General features: G+C 47.0%; 14 protein-coding genes, 1 tRNA gene, 1 pseudogene and 1 other annotated feature. Of the genes and pseudogenes, 3 read left to right on the plus strand and 13 right to left on the minus strand.

The window, feature by feature from the left end; all coding sequences use genetic code 11:
* Both QUA77_RS06240 and QUA77_RS06245 read left to right on the plus strand, forming a co-directional pair.
* Window positions 1–427, plus strand: a pseudogene (locus QUA77_RS06240) (CopG family transcriptional regulator); the annotation flags it as partial.
* A gap of 183 nt (window positions 428–610) precedes the next feature.
* On the plus strand, window positions 611–2227 hold the full coding sequence (locus QUA77_RS06245) for an FAD-dependent oxidoreductase (RefSeq protein WP_333449584.1): 1617 nt from the start codon (window positions 611–613) through the stop codon (window positions 2225–2227).
* 151 nt (window positions 2228–2378) lie between these two features.
* Here QUA77_RS06245 and rplL read toward each other — a convergent pair whose 3' ends face one another.
* The 9 genes from rplL to rplS all read right to left on the minus strand — a co-directional run bounded on the left by rplL (window position 2379) and on the right by rplS (window position 6955).
* Window positions 2379–2771, minus strand: a complete 393-nt coding sequence (gene rplL, locus QUA77_RS06250; protein ID WP_333037133.1) for a 50S ribosomal protein L7/L12 — start codon at window positions 2769–2771, stop codon at window positions 2379–2381.
* Window positions 2772–2909: 138 nt separating this feature from the next.
* Window positions 2910–3518: a 50S ribosomal protein L10 gene (rplJ, locus tag QUA77_RS06255; protein ID WP_333073877.1), complete on the minus strand. Its 609-nt coding sequence runs from the start codon at window positions 3516–3518 to the stop codon at window positions 2910–2912.
* A gap of 29 nt (window positions 3519–3547) precedes the next feature.
* Window positions 3548–3720: a sequence feature (ribosomal protein L10 leader region), on the minus strand.
* A gap of 110 nt (window positions 3721–3830) precedes the next feature.
* Complete coding sequence (rplA, locus tag QUA77_RS06260) at window positions 3831–4544, minus strand: 50S ribosomal protein L1 (RefSeq protein WP_190663916.1); 714 nt, start codon at window positions 4542–4544, stop codon at window positions 3831–3833.
* 199 nt (window positions 4545–4743) lie between these two features.
* The gene (gene rplK / locus QUA77_RS06265; RefSeq protein ID WP_006635588.1) at window positions 4744–5169 is read right to left on the minus strand and encodes a 50S ribosomal protein L11; all 426 of its coding nucleotides are present in this window, start codon (window positions 5167–5169) and stop codon (window positions 4744–4746) included.
* A gap of 3 nt (window positions 5170–5172) precedes the next feature.
* The gene (gene nusG / locus QUA77_RS06270) at window positions 5173–5811 is read right to left on the minus strand and encodes a transcription termination/antitermination protein NusG (RefSeq protein WP_242721257.1); all 639 of its coding nucleotides are present in this window, start codon (window positions 5809–5811) and stop codon (window positions 5173–5175) included.
* Window positions 5808–6041 (minus strand): preprotein translocase subunit SecE, encoded by a 234-nt coding sequence (gene secE / locus QUA77_RS06275; protein WP_172186534.1) that lies wholly within the window; start codon window positions 6039–6041, stop codon window positions 5808–5810. The genes nusG and secE overlap by 4 nt, the downstream gene beginning before the upstream one ends.
* 143 nt (window positions 6042–6184) lie before the next feature.
* Entirely contained in the window at window positions 6185–6394 is a 210-nt protein-coding gene (locus QUA77_RS06280; protein WP_333037135.1) for a hypothetical protein, read from the minus strand.
* Window positions 6365–6437: transfer RNA gene (locus QUA77_RS06285), tRNA-Trp, on the minus strand. Before QUA77_RS06285 ends, QUA77_RS06280 begins: the two co-directional genes overlap by 30 nt.
* 134 nt (window positions 6438–6571) lie before the next feature.
* Complete coding sequence (gene rplS / locus QUA77_RS06290; protein WP_333037136.1) at window positions 6572–6955, minus strand: 50S ribosomal protein L19; 384 nt, start codon at window positions 6953–6955, stop codon at window positions 6572–6574.
* 40 nt (window positions 6956–6995) lie between these two features.
* Between rplS and QUA77_RS06295 the strand changes: the two genes are divergently transcribed.
* Window positions 6996–8423, plus strand: a complete 1428-nt coding sequence (locus QUA77_RS06295; RefSeq protein ID WP_445302061.1) for an inorganic phosphate transporter — start codon at window positions 6996–6998, stop codon at window positions 8421–8423.
* Between the two features lie 271 nt (window positions 8424–8694).
* On the opposite strand, the gene QUA77_RS06300 is transcribed toward QUA77_RS06295, so the two are convergent.
* The 4 genes from QUA77_RS06300 to QUA77_RS06315 all read right to left on the minus strand — a co-directional run bounded on the left by QUA77_RS06300 (window position 8695) and on the right by QUA77_RS06315 (window position 19210).
* Entirely contained in the window at window positions 8695–9294 is a 600-nt protein-coding gene (locus QUA77_RS06300; RefSeq protein WP_333449586.1) for a hypothetical protein, read from the minus strand.
* A gap of 353 nt (window positions 9295–9647) precedes the next feature.
* Window positions 9648–9908, minus strand: coding sequence for a hypothetical protein (locus tag QUA77_RS06305; protein WP_333449587.1), 261 nt, complete (start codon window positions 9906–9908; stop codon window positions 9648–9650).
* Between the two features lie 130 nt (window positions 9909–10038).
* Complete coding sequence (locus tag QUA77_RS06310; RefSeq protein WP_333449588.1) at window positions 10039–14145, minus strand: amino acid adenylation domain-containing protein; 4107 nt, start codon at window positions 14143–14145, stop codon at window positions 10039–10041.
* 118 nt (window positions 14146–14263) lie between these two features.
* Window positions 14264–19210, minus strand: coding sequence for an amino acid adenylation domain-containing protein (locus QUA77_RS06315; RefSeq protein WP_333449589.1), 4947 nt, complete (start codon window positions 19208–19210; stop codon window positions 14264–14266).
* Window positions 19211–19285 lie beyond the last annotated feature (75 nt).

The raw sequence follows: 19285 nt of genomic DNA on the forward strand, positions 1-19285 counted from the left end.
AGAACACCGGGAACACGAGTTTCAGCAACAGCTAGGCGAAAAATCCAGTGCTTTGGAATCTTTGCAGCAGCAACTAGCCGAAAAATCCATTGCTCTGGAATCTTTGCAGCAGCAATTCGCCACCGAAAAGCAAAATCTTGAAAGCCAATTCCAGGAAACCGTGTCGAAGTCGAGTTACGAATCTTTGAAGCACGAGTTAGCAGAAAAGTCAAGTGCGATCGGCGACTTCCAAGTTAAACTGACCAAGTTGCAATATCTGGAAAATGAATTGAGCCAGAGTGCGGCGATACAGCGAAATTACGAGGCTTTGCAGCAACAGTCTCAAGAACAGCTAAGAACCATCAAAGCTTTACGGGAACAGCTAGCTCAAATGCAGGCTGTGGCGGGGATTGGCGAAGCTTATCTCAACAAGTGGCGGCGTCCCTGATTCTGCCATCGGCTACGGCAAAAACTCCGGTTGCTTTGGGCGATCCGGCTGCACCTTACCCCTGAAATGTCCTGTCAACTCGGACTCCTTCCTCTTGTAGCGATAGATTTAAAACTGTCGCCACAAGAGCTTTTTATTGCCAAATATGAGCATACTATTAAGAAATATTACAATAAATAAATTATGAGAGGCGATCGCACCCCTTTTGGCAAATCCAATCCAGCAGACACTAAGGGCCGCGTCACGGTAATTGGAGGCGGCATCGGCGGGCTGACAGCAGCAGCCCTGCTAGCCCGCAGAGGATACAAAGTGCTAGTCTTAGACCAGGCGCTCGTCCCCGGAGGATGCGCTTCCACCTTCAAACGCAAAGGCTTTACCTTCGATGTCGGCGCCACGCAGGTTGCAGGATTGGAACCCGGAGGCATTCACCACCGAATTTTCTCAGAATTAGACATAGAACTTCCCGCCGCCACACCCTGCGATCCAGCTTGTGCGGTGTTTTTGCCGGGAGAAACCGCACCGATTAGCGTATGGCGAGCTCCGCAAAAGTGGCAGGAAGAAAGGCAGCGGCAGTTTCCTGGAAGCGAAGCTTTTTGGCAATTATTGTCTGCATTGTTCAAAGCTAGCTGGAACTTTCAAGGGCGCGATCCAGTTTTACCGCCCAGAAACTTATGGGATTTCTGGCAATTAATTCAAGCTGTTCGCCCCGATACTCTAATTACTTTGCCTTTCACTTTTATGACAGTGGGAGATGCTTTGCGGCTTTGTGGGTTGGGCGACAATTTGCGCTTGAAAACTTTTCTGGATTTGCAGTTAAAATTGTATTCTCAAGTCGATACCGAAGAAACGGCGCTACTTTACGCGGCGACGGCTTTAGGAGTTTCGCAAGAGCCACAGGGATTGTATCATCTACAAGGAAGTATGCAGGTATTGAGCGATCGACTGGTAGAGGCGATCGAACGAGACGGCGGCAAAGTTTTGTTGCGGCACACAGTTGAAAGTATTGTCACCGCCAACGGCAAAGCCACCGGTACAGTGATTCGCAATCAAAAAACAGGCGAAGTTTGGACAGAAACTGCCGATCGCATTGTTGCCAACGTGACCGCGCAAAATTTAGTAAAATTGTTGTCAAGCGAGCGGAGTGTCGGAAATTTAACAGATAATTTATCCGTTAAATCAGAGAGTTCAGAGACAAAAAACCAACTCCCGAGTCAAATGGCAGGCTACAAATATCGAGTCGATAAATTGCCGCCCGCATCCGGTGCTTTCGTGATATATTTGGGAGTGCATGAAAGCGCAATTCCGGCCAATTGTCCGCCGCACCTTCAGTTTCTCTACGATTACGACGGCGAGATTGGGGAGAATAATTCATTATTTGTTTCTGTTAGCCATCCGGGTGATGGCCGAGCACCGAAGGGCATGGCGACAATTATCGCTTCCTCATTTACTGATACTCGAATGTGGTGGAATTCTGTTGATTATGAAGGATTAAAGCAAAAATATACCGCAGGGGCGATCGCGCGTTTGAGCGAATATTTCAATTTGACGCCAGAGTCGATCGTACACCAAGAAGCCGCCACACCCCGCACCTTTGCCCACTACACAGCGAGAGATAGAGGCGTTGTAGGTGGAATCGGGCAGCGAATACCAACCTTCGGGCCATTCGGATTTGCCAACCGCACACCAATTAAAAATTTGTGGTTAGTAGGTGACTCCACCCATCCCGGAGAAGGCACTGCCGGTGTTTCCTATTCTGCTTTAACAGTAGTGCGACAAATGGAGGCCGCCTCTAAAATCTAAGAGGACACGGCAATGCCGTTTCCCTACCCCAAAAATAATTAATCGCGCGAGAGATGTAACTATCGCGCGATTAATTTTAGGGAATAGTCAACAGTCAACAGTCAACCATCATTCCGGTGTCACCGGAATTGATATCCACTACATTCTCTGACTACTTGATAGAAATTTTTGCGCCCACAGCTTCAAGCTGTTTCTTCATTTCTTCAGCAGCTTCCTTAGCAATAGCTTCCTTAACTGCTTTCGGTGCGGCTTCTACCAAGTCTTTTGCTTCCTTCAGACCCAGACCGGTAATTGCGCGGACTTCCTTCAGAATGGCGATTTTCTTGTCAGCAGGAACTTCTTCCAGCATGACAGTAAATTCGGTTTGCTCTTCTACGGGTTCAGCAGCGGCTCCACCACCTGTACCTGGCATCATCATCATGCCGCCGACAGGAGCAGCAGCGCTGACGCCGAAAGCTTCTTCAATTTGCTTGACCAATTCAGAAGCTTCGAGCAAAGTCAGAGACTTAAGTTTTTCCAAGATTTCATCAGTTGCAGTAGACATTCGTTAAACTCCTAGTTCGATTGTAGGTTTGGGATTTGGAATTTGAGATTTGCTCATTCATCATTAGTTTTTCGTCTCCAGTCTTCTATCTATTGCTAAATACTAATGACTGAGGACTAATGACTAATTACTAATGACTTACACAGATGCGCTTTCTGCTTCTGCTTCTGGTTGCGCTTCTGCTTGTGCTTCTGGTTGTGCTTCTGCTGCTACTTCTGCTGAACCGCCGTCTTTTTCAGCATAAGCTTTAAGACCGCGAGCGATCGAAGTAGGAACTTGATTGATACCCACAGCCAACTTGGTTGCGACACCGTTGATAGCGCCAGCAATTTGAGCCATGAGTTGTTCTTTCGACGGCAGATCAGCTAATGCTTTAACATCAGCTTCTTTCAGTACCCGTCCTTCCATGACGCCGCCGCGAAGTTCAGTCTTCTTAGAGACTTTTTGGAATTCTTGGTAAGCTTTAATTGCGCCGCCAATATCTTCTTGCACGAACAGAAATGCCGACGTACCGGTCAGCAATTCCTGTATCGGCTGCCAGGTTTCGTTGCCTTCAACCGCAATTCGCATCAGCGTGTTTTTTGCCACTTGGCAACTGCTGCCTTTCGGACGCAAACGCCGACGCAAATCTGTAATTTCAGCAACAGTTAAGCCCGTGTAGTCGATCACGATCGCCAGTTGAGATTCGCTCAAGGTTTGCTTGAGGTCTGCAATAATCTCATTTTTTACTGCTAAAGTTTTGCCCATACTTATTTCACCTCCTTTTAGGATCGAAAACTGCCCACCAAAAACCCCGACCTTAGAGCCGGGGCAGAGAATTAAAAATTAACAAGTCAGAATTAAAAATAGAAAATTTCTAATCTTTGAGTCTTGAGTTTTTATTTCTTCAGCCTCGGCAGGAAATTAAGCGGTCGGCACCTGCGGTCTTCAGCTTATTGATTTTTGATTAGGCTATCATCAGAAGGCAGAGATTAGCAAGGGTCTGGCGTAAGTCTTGTGAGAGATTTACACAGACAGCCGAAGCTGTCTTTTACCTTCTGCCTTCTGCTTAATTCTGTACTAGGCAGCATCAAGTTTGGTATCGCGCAGAGCACTGATATCGACTTCGATCGACGGGCCCATTGTTGCGGATACGTACAAACTGCGCCAGTAGCGACCTTTAGCACCAGAAGGACGGTTGCGGTCAACAGTTTCTTGCAAAGCATGAAGGTTGACGAGCAAATCTTCCGCTGAGAAAGCTGCCTTGCCAAACATAACATGAACGATGCCAGTTCGATCGGCACGGAATTCTAGTTTACCACCTTTAAACTCGTTGATCGCCTGAGCAATGTCAGTCGTCACCGTGCCACCTTTCGGAGAAGGCATCAAACCGCGCGGGCCCAACAACCGACCCAATTTTGCCACCAACGGCATCACGTCTGGGGTAGCAATCAGGCAATCGAAGTCCATCATGCCCTTTTGAATTTCATCGATCAACTCTTCCGAACCAGCAATATCCGCGCCGGCATTCAAAGCTTCTTTAACTTTTTCGCCCTTAGCAATCACCGCAATTCTGACTACTTGACCAGTTCCTTTTGGTAGCGATACAGTTGTCCGCAACTGTTGGTCAGTATATTTCGGGTCAATTCCCAAACGGATGTGAGCTTCAGCAGCTTCGCCAAACTTAGCGGTTGCTGTTTCTTTCAAAAGTTGCAGAGCTTCCAGCGGTAGATAAGGTCTGTCTTCAACTTTCTTTTGAAGTTCTTGCAGTCTTCGCGATACTTTCTTTGCCATTGCTATCTCCTGGGGTCAGTTGATTTTAGAGTTTAGATTTTAGAATTGAGCCGTTTTGGCCATTTCAAATCTAAAACATTTGCGATTCTTAGCGAAGCTTTGCTTCTCCCCCTGAATCGACTTAGGACTTACGATTTGAGCTTGAAGATTTTAGCTTCAAAATCATGAATTACTGACAACTGCCAACTGGCAACTGACTTTAATCCGCGATCGCCACGCCCATATTTTTAGCCGTTCCTGCCACAATTTTCATAGCAGCCTCAACATCATTAGCATTGAGGTCAGGCATTTTGGTTTCAGCGATTTCTCGTAACTGAGCCTGTGTAATCGTCCCTACTTGCTTGCGGTTAGGTTCTCCCGAACCTTTAGCAATGCCAGCCGCTTTTTGAATCAAAACCGACGCCGGCGGGGTTTTGAGAATAAACGTAAAACTGCGGTCTTCAAAAACCGAAATTTCTACCGGAACCACCAGACCTGCTTGGTCTGCGGTTCTAGCATTGTACTCCTTGCAAAACATCATAATATTGACGCCGTGCTGACCCAGAGCTGGGCCGATCGGAGGAGCTGGGTTGGCTTTTCCCGCCGTAATCGCCAACTTAATTACTGCAACAACTTTCTTTGCCATTAGTTAGTTCTGTTTCTGAACCTGATTGAACTCCAATTCTACAGGCGTATCGCGCCCAAAAATCGAGAGTAAAACTTTGAGCTTGTTTCGTTCCGGGCTAACTTCAATCACATCACCTTCAAAATCCTTAAACGGCCCGGAAAGTACCACAACGTGGTCTCCAGTAGACATCGATACTTTGACAACTGGTTCTGATTCCTGAGCGTTTCTGAAGATCCGTTCTACTTCCGAATGACTCAGAGGTAGCGGTTTGACGTGACCCCTGCCGCGCCCGTAGCGGCGTTTCTGCTCTGCCCCGACAAAATTAATTACATTCGGGGTATTCTTGATCACCTGCCACGTATCCTCGTCCATAAACATACGGATGAGTACGTAGCCGGGAAAGATTTTTTCATCTGACTGCCGCCTGGAACCGTCTTTGCCGACTTTGATTGCCGGAGTTTGCGGAATTTCTACTTGAACGATGCGATCGGCAACATCCAAAGTTTGAATCCGCTGATCCAAGTTTGCCTTCACCCGCTTCTCGCAGCCAGAGGCAACTTGAACAGCATACCAGCGAGCATCAATCTCCGGCACATCTGGCGATGCTGCCTGTCCAGTCGCTTCTGTGGAATACTCAGATTCTTCTGATGCAAAAGTCATGGCCCAAACACCTTTCCCGCGCCCCAGTTAAAGAAGTTATCCACCAAATAGATCAGACTTGCTGAGAGGATTACCATCAAAAGCACGGCCAAAGACTCGCTGATTAGCTGCTGCCTGCTGGGCCAAACCACTTTGTCGAGTTCTTCTCTAGTTTCCTTAAAAAAACCCGCAGGGTTAAACCCAGGCGCCGTTATTTCTTGAGTTTCTTGAGCTTCGTCTTTTTTCGCCACGATTCAATCCCCCTTGCGATTTTAGATTTTAGATTTTAGCTGGTGTGAGTGGCTCGCGGCTCTCAGATTTTGTGACACTAACCACTTACGCCCAAGTCCCAAATCTCAAATCTAAAGCCACGACTTTTTACAAGCCCAACCAATCAACGGCGTAAATGCCGATCGCCGAAACCGATGATCGAGAAGCCACACCGAGCATTTGTTAATGGCATTTTTTGCGAACCGCCCACAAAAATTAATTCTACCCGAAAGTTTGCGGTTTTGACTGTTGCCAGCCAATAGTCCGGGCGCTTTCGGGCAGAATTTAATGTTTGGTGATTCAGCGCGCCCTGGAGGACTTGAACCCCCGACATCAGGTTTTGGAGACCTGCGTTCTACCAACTGAACTAAGAGCGCACAGGTGAGGTTGCTGAAATTCGCTTAACCTCTAGATTTCTATTTTAACACAGTGCGCTCGTAAATGGGAAACTTTTTTTTGAAATTTTTTAATTTCCCATGAACCATGAACCAAAGGGAAGCTGGGTGCATTCCTACAGGGAGCGATCGAACCGCTGTTTGACGCGAGTAGCTTTGCCCACCCGATCGCGCAGGTAGTAAAGTTTTGCTCTGCGGACTTTCCCGCGGCGCATCACTTGGATCGTAGCGATGCGGGGCGAGTGAATCAAAAACACCCGTTCCACGCCGACGCCCTGAAACACGCGGCGGACGGTGATTGTTTCATTAATCCCGCCGTTACGCATGGCAATCACAGTCCCTTCGTAGGGCTGAACCCGTTCTTTGTTACCCTCTCTAATTTTCACGCCGACTCGCACTGTGTCGCCGACGTAAATTTCGGGAACTTGTTTATTGAGTTCTTGCTTGACTCTATCTATTTCTGCCGTCTCGATAGAACGGATTATTTCTGCGCCTTTCATCGGATTTACCAAAACTCACAATCCCTTATCATATATCGAAATGCCCGTTTTATGTCAAAAAATTTCTATGTTAGATACCTCTGGGGTCGTATTTCTGCAACTAGGGGCAATGGCCGCACTCGCCTTGTACGTCGCCGCCAACTTGGGAGCCAACGATGTCGCTAACTCGATGGGAACATCCGTAGGCTCGAAGGCGCTAACGCTGCGACAGGCAATAATTGTTGCAGGCATACTGGAGTTTTCCGGCGCAGTGCTGTTCGGGCAAGGAGTTTCCGAAACTCTGGCAACAGGAGTTGTGAATGCACAAGTGTTCGCGGCCAAACCGCAAGTATTTTTAATCGGGATGGTGTCAGTGCTGATAGCTTGCGGGATCTGGCTGCAAATCGCTACCAGTCGAGGTTTGCCGGTTTCTTCATCCCATGCAGTGGTGGGCGCGATCGCAGGTTTTAGCTGTGTTGCAGCCGGAATTAATGCAGTTGATTGGCGAACCATCGGCACCATCTCCCTAACTTGGGTGGCGACACCTGTTGCCAGCGGTGCTTTAGCCGCACTATTTTACAGTGTCGTGAAGTATTCGATTCTCGATCGACCAGATCCTCTATCTCAAATGCGCGAGTGGATACCTTGGCTGAGTGCAGCAATGCTGAGCGTATTTGGGGTAATTGTACTGCCGTCTGTTGTGAATGTCGCTTTGGTGCAGACAGGGGCGATCGCCGCCGCGCACGATCGATTTGGCTGGAATCTTCCAATTCACGATATTGTCATTGGCATTGGGAGTATTGGGGCGATCGCCTTGACACTCAATAGCTGGAAAAAATTAGAATCAGTTGAGAAGGAAGAAGGTTCGGCAGCGGATTTTGTAACGGATGTAACGGATGTAAGGAATAAGAAAGAGGGAATATTTTCCCAATCTCCCCCTCTCCCCCTCTCCCCCTCTCCCCCTCCCCGCCACTCTCTCATCGAGCAACAAATGGCGAGATTTCAAGTCTTGAGCGCCTGTTTTGTAGCATTTTCCCACGGTTCCAACGACGTAGGAAATGCCGTTGCTCCCCTAGCTGCGATCGCCTACATCCGGCGCACAGGTTCCTTTCCCTCAGAGGATTTCAGCGTTCCCCTGTGGATTTTAGTTCTCGGAGGCGCAGGAATAGTCATCGGTTTAACCATCTGGGGCAAAAATGTAATTGCCACAGTAGGCGAAAAGATCATCGAACTCCAACCAAGCGGCGGATTTTGCGCGGAATTAGCCACAGCCACCACAGTCTTGCTAGCATCCCGCTTCGGTTTGCCAGTTTCCACATCCCACGCTTTAGTCGGTGCAGTCGTCGGAGTCGGGCTGATCAAAGCTTGGAAATCAGTACGCTTGCAAACTTTGCTGTCAATTGGTTCGGCTTGGCTGGTGACAATTCCGATCGCAGCAGGTTTGGCTGCTATCATCTTCAGCATCGCCCAATCCCTTGGGCAATTTTAGATTTTAGATTGAGGCATTTCAGAACAGTCAACAGTCAACAGTCAACAGTCAATTCATAAACAAAAGCAGGTAAGCTCTGCCGTAAATATTGGTGATGAATTTTACTGCAAACGGTTCCTCAAGTCGAGACGCGATTCTGGGAATAGAGATTAAACGGCACTGAGTAACCACTCCAAACAGGAGTTCCCCCGCTGCGGGGGAACTCCTGTTTTAACTGCTTTAAGTTGCTATTTAAAAGATTAGACTTTGCTTGCAACTTGCTTGCATACAACTATTTTGGTCTAACTATCGGACGGGGAGGAGCAGAATTAGATTGAGAGGGTATTGTGCCGATATTGGAAATGGCTATTTTCTTGCCTCCCCACGTAGAAGCATTATCCTTAGACCACCCAAAATCTACATCCAGAGCTGCTAATTCAGTAACTTCTTGTGGTATTTCAAAGATGAATGTTACTTTTGTGGGAATACTAGAAGCAAGGTTAATACTAAAACACCCGCACGCCGTACCATTAGATACCACCATGTCAGCGAAACTATCGCCAGATTGTGCTCTTTTGGAAGCGTGTACAGTCCCAGAAGAATCGATAGCTTTTGTTCCGCCTGCATAAAATCTTACGCCTTGACGTGTATTACCTAAATTAGTCATTAAAACATCGCAAGTGACTTGTGTAGGTTGGGTTCTGCGACAACTGCGAGACTCAAATTTAAGGTTGCTCTCTTCATCAATTGCTGATTGAGCTATTAATATGTTTTCTTTAGCTCTCTGAGCCACAGCTTGAGATACAAAGATGCCCATTGCACTGGCAAATGTTGCTCCACAAAAAAATGCTATTCCGAGTACCAGATGTTTGCGGAAAAGTGATTTGTACATTCTTTTCACTCCCAAATTCTCTAGATTTAATTGGCTGATATAGGGCGCGATCTGCACTGACGCTCCTTCCACGAAGTCGTTCCGGAAGGTTAGACTCGGTATAGCACCAGCGCTTCGCGATCGCGTGTTACAGTTGCGTAAGTCATGTTTTTTAAGTATTCCCCAGCTATTAGGTATCACTTAAATTTGCTTTCGTCAATGATATCAGTGTTTAGGCGTTGCTGATTCACAGTATGAATCACCTTTTCGCTTAAAGTTACAAAACTCACCCTCAAGCGGGCTTATGGCAATTGGGAAATCTTAAATTCATACCTGTATTCAGCAATGCTACTTTTCGCTCTACTGATTGTTGACTAATCCTTCTGATTGCCTCGGTTGGGATAAACTCGCGAAGGCAAAAGCTTCCAACCCGCAGCATCTGCACCCCAGTTGCGAAAAATCTTCACTGAAGCGAAAATTTTAGCGAAACGCCAATTATAGCAACGCTTCCAGTCAGCGGGCCACTGGGCGGTTTCGTCAGCGGCTTGCAAAGCTCTGACTTCAGCTTCGAGTGCTGCTGCGTGGCGCTGCATGATGATTTCTAGTTGCAAAAAGTGTTCTTGGGGCGATCGCAATTTTTTTACATCCTAACTACAAGCGTAATAACAGTGATTTTACCGGACATCGATTGCGTACTTCTTCATGACTAATAGCGCTTTTGCACATCAAACCCGGTTGCCGGGCGCAAGCAAGCAAAACTGCCACTCAATCACTTAATTCCTTCTCCAAGCAATGCTTTAGCTGTTGAGCCAGCACCTCGACGCAGGGCTTTCTCAGCATAGTCAGGTGATTCCCAGGAACTCTAATCACCTCTACTCTTTGAGTCGTTAATTCGCTCCAGCCAAGAGTCGGATCTTGATGACCCCTGCTTAGCTTTTCCCTCGATCTAAACAGAGTAATTCGCTGCGGATAAATTTTCGGTACATAGCTGAGAGTTGCTTGACTGTTAGCCTGAAATACAGTAAACATCGAAGGAATTGCCAGCTCGCGCCAGCTCCGTTCTTTTGACTCCTGAGATAGGATGCTCACCATAACGGCCTGTTTCCAATTCCAGCGATGCAAAAAATTAGCTGCCAAATTAAGCATCTTATTTAATTTCGGAAATTTGGCAGCAATACCGCCACTTTGAACATTTTCTGGCGCAGCCACCAAGCGAAAATAATCTACTACAAAAGGCCAAATAGAGCGGGAAACAGTAGTCAGAATAAACTTGCAACCGTCCCAAAAAGAAGGTTTGTTAGCAGAAACCGGCGCTAAAGTATCCAGCACAGCAAGCAAAGCCACTTCATCCCCCGCTGCGAGCAACTGTTGAGCCATCTCAAAAGCAACCAAACCTCCAAAAGACCAGCCTCCTAAAAAATAAGGCCCTTTTGGTTGAACGGTACGCAAGGCTGCGATGTAGTCAGCCGCCATGTCTTCAATGCTAGTTAACGGAGAACTTTCGCCGTCAATCCCCTTTGGTTGCAGCCCGTAAAACGGTTGATTTTCTCCTAGCTGAAATGCTAACTGGATATAAGGAAATACCACGCCAAAGATGGGATGGACGCAGAAGAACGGGGGATTTTTACCGCGAGGCTTAATTGCAACTAAAGGCGACCATTCCAGAGAATTTGTTTCTGAAGATAGCGAATCTGCTAAACCTTCAATTGTCGGATTTAAAAAAAGGGCAGACAGCGGCAACTCGCGCTCAAATTGCTGGTTAATCTCATTGATGAGGCGGATTGCCAGCAGGGAATCTCCACCCAAATCGAAGTAGTTGTCGCGAATGCCAACGCACTCGGCGTTGAGGATTTCGGCCCAAATTTGGGCGAGGGTTGACTCGGTTGGTGTGCGAGGTGCAATGCAGCTTTTATCTATTGAATTGCTAGTTAGAGTTCCCGGTACAGGTAGGCGCAGGCGGTCGATTTTACCATTAGGAGTTAGGGGCAGAAAATCCATCGCCACAAAAGCATTGGGAATCATGTAATTGGGCAGTTGTTCTTTGAGGAAGTTGCGTATTTCCCTGGGATTAAGGGTCTGATTGTGATTGGGGACGACATAAGCAACTAGGCGTTTGTTACCGGACAAATCATCCACAGCAACCGCCGCTGTTTCTTTGACTGCTGGATGCTGAACCAGCAGCGCTTCAATTTCTCCCAATTCTATTCGATAACCGCGAATTTTTACCTGTTCGTCAGTGCGGCCTAAAAACTCTATATTGCCGTCGGGAAAATAGCGAGCTAAGTCACCAGTTTTATAAATTCGTTCTCCTGCTTTCTGGCTAAACGGATTAGAAATAAATCGCTGGGCGGTTAATTCGGGGCGGTTAAGGTAGCCTCGCGCCAATCCGCTGCCGCCGATGTACAATTCACCGGGAATTCCAACGGGTACAGGCTGTAAATTTTCATCTAAAATATAGAGTTGAGTGTTAGCTATTGGGCGGCCGATTGGCGGTTTTTTGCGTGAAGCGAAGCTATCCCGCAGCAAATCGCCAATTTCGGCCAAACTTGACCAGACTGTCGCTTCTGTAGGGCCGTAAGCGTTAAAAAATCTGCGCCGGGAAGCCCAGCGTTTAACAATATCCGGGGAACAGGATTCGCCAGCACAGATGATTGTTTGCAGTGCGGGAAGTTCGGCGTTTGGAAGGACAGCTAGCAGCGAGGGGGGGAGGGTAGCGTGGGTAATAGCATTGTCCTGCAAAAATTGGATTAATGTTTGTCCTGGCAACAAAGATTCTTTCTTGGCACAGTAAAGTGTTGCTCCGGTTCCCAAGGCCATGACAATCTCAAAGATTGAGGCATCAAAACTCAGGGATGCGAATTGCAAAATGCGGTGATTTGAGTTTAAGTTAAAAGCTTCTATTTGAGCTAGGGCTAAGTTGTATAGTCCCCGATGTTCTATTAAAACGCCTTTAGGTTTTCCGGTTGAACCAGATGTGTAAATGACGTAGGCTAGGTTTTTTGGTAGGATATTTGTAGTTGGGTTTTCTGGGCTTTTTCGGGCGATAATTTCTCTGTCGGAATCCAAACACACTACTGAAAAAACTCCGTAATTTTCCGGCTGCGTTAAGTTTTTTGCTAAGTGCTGCTGAGTTACCAAAATCGACACCTGAGCATCTTCTAACATGAAGTTAAGGCGCTCTTGAGGATAAGTTGGATCTAAAGGCAGGTAGGCTGCGCCTGCTTTGATAATGCCTAGCAATCCGACGATCGCATCTAAGGAACGTTCTACACAAAGGCCCACTAAAATTTCTGGTGCTGCTCCCAATTGCTGCAAGTAACGTGCAAGTTGGTTGGCTCGGCTGTTGAGTTGGCGGTAGGTTAACTGCTGGTTTTCAAAGACGGCGGCGACAGCATGGGGCGATCGCGTGGCTCGCTCTTCAAATAGCTGATGGAAACACTGGTTTTGCGGATAATCTTTTTGAGTGTCATTCCAATCGATTAATAATTGCTGGTATTCTGGCGCTGTCAGCAAAGCCAAGTCGCTGAGGTGCTGTTTGGGATTGGCAACAATGGCTTCGAGCATGGTTTGGAAATGTCCCGCCATGCGCGCAATTGTGCCGCTATCAAATAAGTCTGTGCTGTAAACAAATTGCCCTTGAATACTTCCTGCATTTTCCCACAAGTGGCACTCTAAATCTAGCTTGGCGGTTCCTGCGTCAAAGTCGATCGCCTCTCCAACGATTCCCGGCAATTCTAGCGCTGCTACAGGAGTGTTTTGCAGGCTGAAACTAACTTGAAATAGGGGGTTGCGGCTCAACTCGCGATCGGGGTGCATTTCCTCAACCAACTTCTCGAAGGGCAAATCTTGGTGAGCGTAGGCTGCCATGGCGACGTTTTTTACCCGATGCAATAGTTCCCGAAAAGTTGGATTTCCCGATAAATCTGCACGCAGCACTAAACTGTTGACAAAAAAACCGATTAATGCTTCTATTTCGCTCAAGTTGCGATTGGCGATCGGCGTTCCTACTGCAATATCTACTTGTCCCGTATAGCGGTACAGCAAAGTTTGAAAAGCGGCTAGTAGAGTAATAAATAAAGTCGCACTTTCTTGCTGGCTAAATGACTTTAGCGCCTCGCTCAAAGCAGGTGATAGTGTTATAAATTGTTTGGCGCCGCGGTAGGATGGAACGGCTGGTCTTTGCCTGTCTGTTGGTAGATTGAGTGCGGTAATTCCCTTTAACTGCTGCCGCCAATAAGTTAACTGCGTTTCTAATACTTCGCCCTGCAACCATTGGTGCTGCCATTCTGCAAAGTCGGCGTACTGCACGGGCAGTGCTGGTAAGTGCGAGCTCCCATTTTTTACAAATGCTGTGTAGAGCGTTCCCAGCTCTCGAATTAGCACTCCAATCGACCAACCATCAGCCACAATATGATGTAAATTAAGCAACAATATATGTTCTGTTTCACTCAGTTGTAACAGCGTTACTTTGAATAACGGCCCGGCGGCTAAATCGAAAGGGCATTGCGCTGCATCAGTTGCGAGTTGCAGCGCTGCGGTTTCCTGCTGAGTTGGCGAAAGATTTTGTAAGTCGATAGTGGGGATAGATACCGTTAAAATGGGAGCAATAACTTGTACGAGTTCCCCTTCCAAAAGCGTAAAAGTGGTGCGTAAAGTTTCGTGCCGCTGCACAATTTCATTGAAGGTTTGCTCTAAGGATCTTAAGTTGAGCGAACCAGTTAAGCGGAGCGCTGTTGAAACATTATAGAAAGGATTACCCGGTGCTAATTGATTGAGGAACCAAAGCCGCTGCTGAGCAAACGATGCTGGAAATACAAAAACTTCTGTTTCTTGCTGCATACTTATCGAAATTGCATCCTGTTCAACAGCCATCCTTTTCATTTACTTTCTCGATTCAACATCTTGCCCAAGCCAAAAACCATCTTAAAATTATCTGCGTTTATCAGCGTTAATCTGCCCTTCATCTGCGGTTGCTCTATCAATCAAAAAATTATGCAATAGGTCCATTAAAAGATGATAGCTTCCGCCGCCGACTATCGCGCGAAATCGGCACTAAAGCCGGAGCATCACTTTTAGCATTCTTATCTTTCAAACTCTCAACAACCTTAGATAATTCTGAAATTGTCGGCGCTTCAAAAACCCGGCGCAAAGGCAACTCTACCCCGAAAGCATCTCGCACTCTCGAAACAAGCTGAGTCGCCAGCAGCGAATGGCCTCCCAATTCAAAGAAATTGTCCCGGATACCCACTCGCTTTATCCCCAAAACCTCAGCCCAAATTTTCACTAAAACTTCCTCAATAGAAGTATGAGGCGCAACATAACCGCCCACCCATTCTAACTTAATCGGCTCCGGTGCAGGCAAAGCGAGGCGATCGACCTTTCCGTTAGCCGTCACCGGTAGCGACTCCAGCACCACAAAAGCCGACGGAACCATATATTCCGGCAGTTTTTCTGCTAGATAAGCCTGCAACTGCGGCACTAATTTACGCGCTGCTTTAGCTTGTAAGGGATTGTTAGCATAAGAGCCCCAAGGACGCAAGTTATCGCTTCGGGTTTCTCCCACAAAATCTCTAATTTCGCCCCGTGCAAACATTACATCGTAGCGCCCTTGACTGTCGGAATTAGACCAACTAATATTAACATTATACGGAACTTCCAAAGCATACCACGCTTCGGGATATACTCCTAAATTTTCGACTTTTTCCACGGCTTTCTGCAACTGACCTGCCGTTGAAAATTTATCGACAACAGACAGCAACTCTGCCGCCTTAACTGCTGCCGTTACCCGCGCATTAGGCACATTAGCAATTCTTAAAACATCGAGTTGATTTTGCACTAATATTTGTTGCACCTTGGTAACAGTCAGATTCTGATTTTCATCCAACCAATCCAGCCGTTTTTCTGCGCTGCACTCCCCTTTCGGCGCTGATTTTGGGCGTGCTGTTTCAGACGCAATATGCAAAATAGCATTGTACCGAAAATCAGTTAACTCATTGTGGTAACTACCGCGAATTAATTGAATCTCTACGCCACCAATCTGCGGAAAGCGCTGCTTTAATGCGTTAAAAAAATCTGGTTCAATAACTAACTCTGTTTCTTGAAAAATTTGCATTTGTACTCGCTGCTGCAACTGTTCGCCAGAGAGAGAAGGTTCGGCTTGATACAGTTGTACGGAAGCGTGGAAAGCTGCCAGCAACGGCAAGCTGCGGACATCTCCGATGAATATAAAGCCGCCGGGGGCAGTTGCTTTCACCGCACCTTCTAGCACCTGCACGAGATAGTCGATATTCGGGAAATATTGCACGACAGAGTTGAGAATTACTGCGTCAAAAGCTGCTGTCTCTACTCCTTCCAAGTCTGTCGCCATTTTCTGAAGCAGCGTTACATTAGCTAACTCTTGATTTGCCAAGTGCTGCCGAATATAGTTGAGCGAAATAGGTGAAAAGTCTGTGCCGCAATATTGAGTGCAGCGAGAGGCAATTTGGAACAGCAACAAACCTGTGCCGCAGCCAATTTCTAACACTCGGCTAGGCTGCAAAGCTAAAATTTGGGCCGCTTGATTTTTCGCCCAGTCGCGCATCTGTTCTGCTGGGATTGGCTGATTAGTATAACTGCTATTCCAGCCGACAATATTAAAGGTTGGATCGGAGTCAACAGCAGGTTGATTGTAAGTTTCATTGTAGAGCATTTGCCACTGCAAAACCTGTTCGTCTTGCAATTGCATTATTTTGTTTTTTTCGCGGGCAACGCTATATTCTGGATTCAGGGCAACATAAGCTACTAAACGTTTATCTCCCTGTCCATCTTCCGAAGCTGTTGCTACAGTTTGCTGCACGGCCGGATGTTGAGTTAATACTGTCTCGATTTCTCCTAATTCGATGCGGAAACCGCGAATTTTTACTTGTTCGTCAATGCGTCCTAAAAATTCAAGGTTGCGATCGCCTCTGTAGCGCACTAAGTCGCCGGTTTTGTAAATTCGCTCTCCTGAATTTGGTTTAAAAGGATTGGGAATAAAGCTTTGTGCGGTTAAATCAGGGCGGTTCAGGTAGCCGCGAGCGAGTCCGTTTCCGCCGATGTACAATTCGCCAACAACGCCTGCGGGTACGGGCTGCAAATATTTGTCTAATATGTAGATTTGAGTGTTAGCAATGGGGCGGCCAATTGTCGGGGCGATGTCTGTTTGCTCTGTTACAGGAATATAACCGGAAGTTGTGACGACGGTATTCTCGGTTGGACCGTAATTATTTACTAGCTTAAATGGATGGGATTTTAAAGGATGTTGTTGCAGTTTTTCGCCGCCTGCGAGCAAGATTCGCAACGCTGTTGTTTGAGGCCAATCTAATAGCAAAACTTTCTCGGCTAAAGGTGTTGGCAAAAAGCTAATGGTGATGGCGTTTGATACTAACCAGTTTTGCAGTTTTTCAGGATCTCGCCTGATGTCATCTTCTGGAAAGTAGATGCTAGATCCCGCGGCGAGATAAGGCCAAATTTCCCACCCGCAAGCATCAAAGCCGATCGCTGCAATTTGCGTGGCCCGATCGCCCGCTGACACCCCAAACTCTCTTTGATGCCAAAAAACGAGATTTAACAAGCTCCCGTGCTCAATTTCCACTCCTTTCGGCTTTCCCGTGGACCCGGAGGTGTAAATCGCGTAAACCAGATTTTCGGCTGTGGCTGCGCTGGTTGGATTGTCGGCGATTTCTTGGGAAATCATCTCCCAGTCTGTGTCTAGAAAAACAACCCTTGGATGGTGAATTTTATCATCAGACTGTGTTTCTAAATTTTGCACTTCGCCATCATCCACCAGGGAATAAATTCCCTGGCTCATAGCTGAAGTCGGCTGAAGCCGACTGGAAACTTGTCCTCTTTCAGTCGTCTTTAGACGACTTTCGCTATTAGACAGGGAATTTATTCCCTGACGGGTAAGCAATACTGACACTTGAGCATCTTTTACCATAAAGCTCGATCGCTCAGCAGGATAGCTCGGATCTAAAATTAAGTAAGCTCCTCCCGCTTTCAGGATACCCAACATCCCCACGATCAGATCGAGCGATCGCCCGCAGCAAAGCCCGACTAAAACTTCCGCCCCAACCCCAATTTTTTGCAGATAACGTGCTAGTTGGTTGCTGCGGAGATTGAGCTGCTGATAGGTGACTCGCTCCTCTCCAAATACCAGCGCTACCGCCTCCGGTGTCCGATCGGCCTGCATTTCAAATAGCTGATGGATGCACAAATCTTGCGGATAATCTGCCTGAGTATTGTTGCATTCAACTAACAACTGATAGCGCTCTTGGGCGCTCAAATATTGCAAGTTTGCTATGCGCTGTTCGGGATTTGCCACAATGCTTTCTAACAGAGTTTGAAAATGCCCGATCAGGCGCGCAATCGTAGCTTCATCAAATAAATCGGCGCTGTAAATAACCATGCCGCTGATGCCCTCTGAGCTATCAACCCACAGCTTATTGCTGGGCGATTGGTTGCTTCCCGATCTGTTGGGCGATCGCTCCCACAAATGAAACTCCAAATCAAACCGCGCTGTACCCACATCTAACTGCTGCGGGCTGAGTGTTAATTCTGGCAATTCTAACCGATTCCCCGGCGCGTTTTGCAGCGCAAAAGCCACCTGGAATAAGGGATTTTGGTTCAACGCGCGATCGGGGTGCAGTTCTTCTACTAACTTCTCAAAGGGCAAATCTTGGTGAGCGTAAGCTCCTAATGCTACCTCTTTGACTCGGTTTAAAAGTTCCCGAAAAGTTGGATTTCCCGACAAATCTGTACGCAGCACCAAACTGTTGACAAAAAATCCGATTAATGCTTCTATTTCACTGCGGTTGCGATTGGCGATCGGCGAACCTACAACAATATCTTCTTGCTGCGCGTAATGGTAAAGCAACGTTTTAAAAGCTGCCAGCATTGTCATAAACAGCGTCACTCCTTCGCGCTGGCTCAACGTTTCTAAAGCTTCGCTCAGTTGTTTTGGCTGTTGCAAAAATTGCCTTTTGCCTCGGTAACTTTGAATTGCTGGCCTAGGTCTATCTGCAGGCAAATTTAGCATAGAAATGCCGTTTAACTGCTGCCGCCAGTAAGCAAGCTGCGTTTCTAAAACTTCCCCTTGCAGCCATTCGCGCTGCCATTTGGCAAAATCAGCATACTGGACCGACAAAGCCGGTAAAGGCGAAGGTTTTTCGCTAGCAAATGCCGTGTAAAGTGCGCCTAATTCCTGAATTAGCACTCCGATAGACCAACCATCGGAAACAATGTGGTGCATATTCAGCATTAGTAAATATTCGGCATCATCTAACTGCAATAAAGTGACTCGCAGCAACAAGTCATTGGACAAATTGAAAGAGCGTTGAGCTTCCTGGGCGGTGAGCCGGTTTGCTTCAGTTTGTCGAGATTCCTTTGGCAAGTTTCGCAAGTCCACTACATTAATCGGGAGGTGGAAAGCAGCAGTTATTCTCTGAACAGGTTGCCCCGAAACTACTGCTAAAGTCGTGCGTAAAGCTTCGTGGCGGCGCACAATTTCATTGAAGGTTTGTTGCAGCGCCGCAAAATTGAGCGAACCTGTCAAACGCAAGGCTGCCGGAACATTATAAAAAGGATTGTTCGGGACTAATTGGTCGAGAAACCACAAGCGCTGCTGTGCAAAGGAAAGCGGTAGATTTCCGTCCCGCCCCACAGGAACAATCGGTGTAGGAGTGAAACTAGAAGTACGATTAGCTGCTTTTAAAAAGGAAATAATCTCGGCTTTTTTATGAGAAATTTCGGCGCGCAGTTGTGGTGTAATAATTCCTTCAGGAGCGTTGCAGCGCAGGCGAGATCCCTCAACAAAAATATTAATATCTAGACTGCGAAGGTAAGATAAAAACTCAACTAACTCCACCCTGACAGAATCTCTGGCATTTGGCGATGAACTCGCTATTTTTGGATCGGGCATTTTGAGTCATCCTGTCATTACTTGGGCTAATCAATCAAAGAAATTCCACCAGCGCACAAGTTAAGAGCTTAACTT

Source organism: Microcoleus sp. K5-D4, from assembly GCF_036704575.1.
Taxonomy (GTDB): domain Bacteria; phylum Cyanobacteriota; class Cyanobacteriia; order Cyanobacteriales; family Microcoleaceae; genus Microcoleus.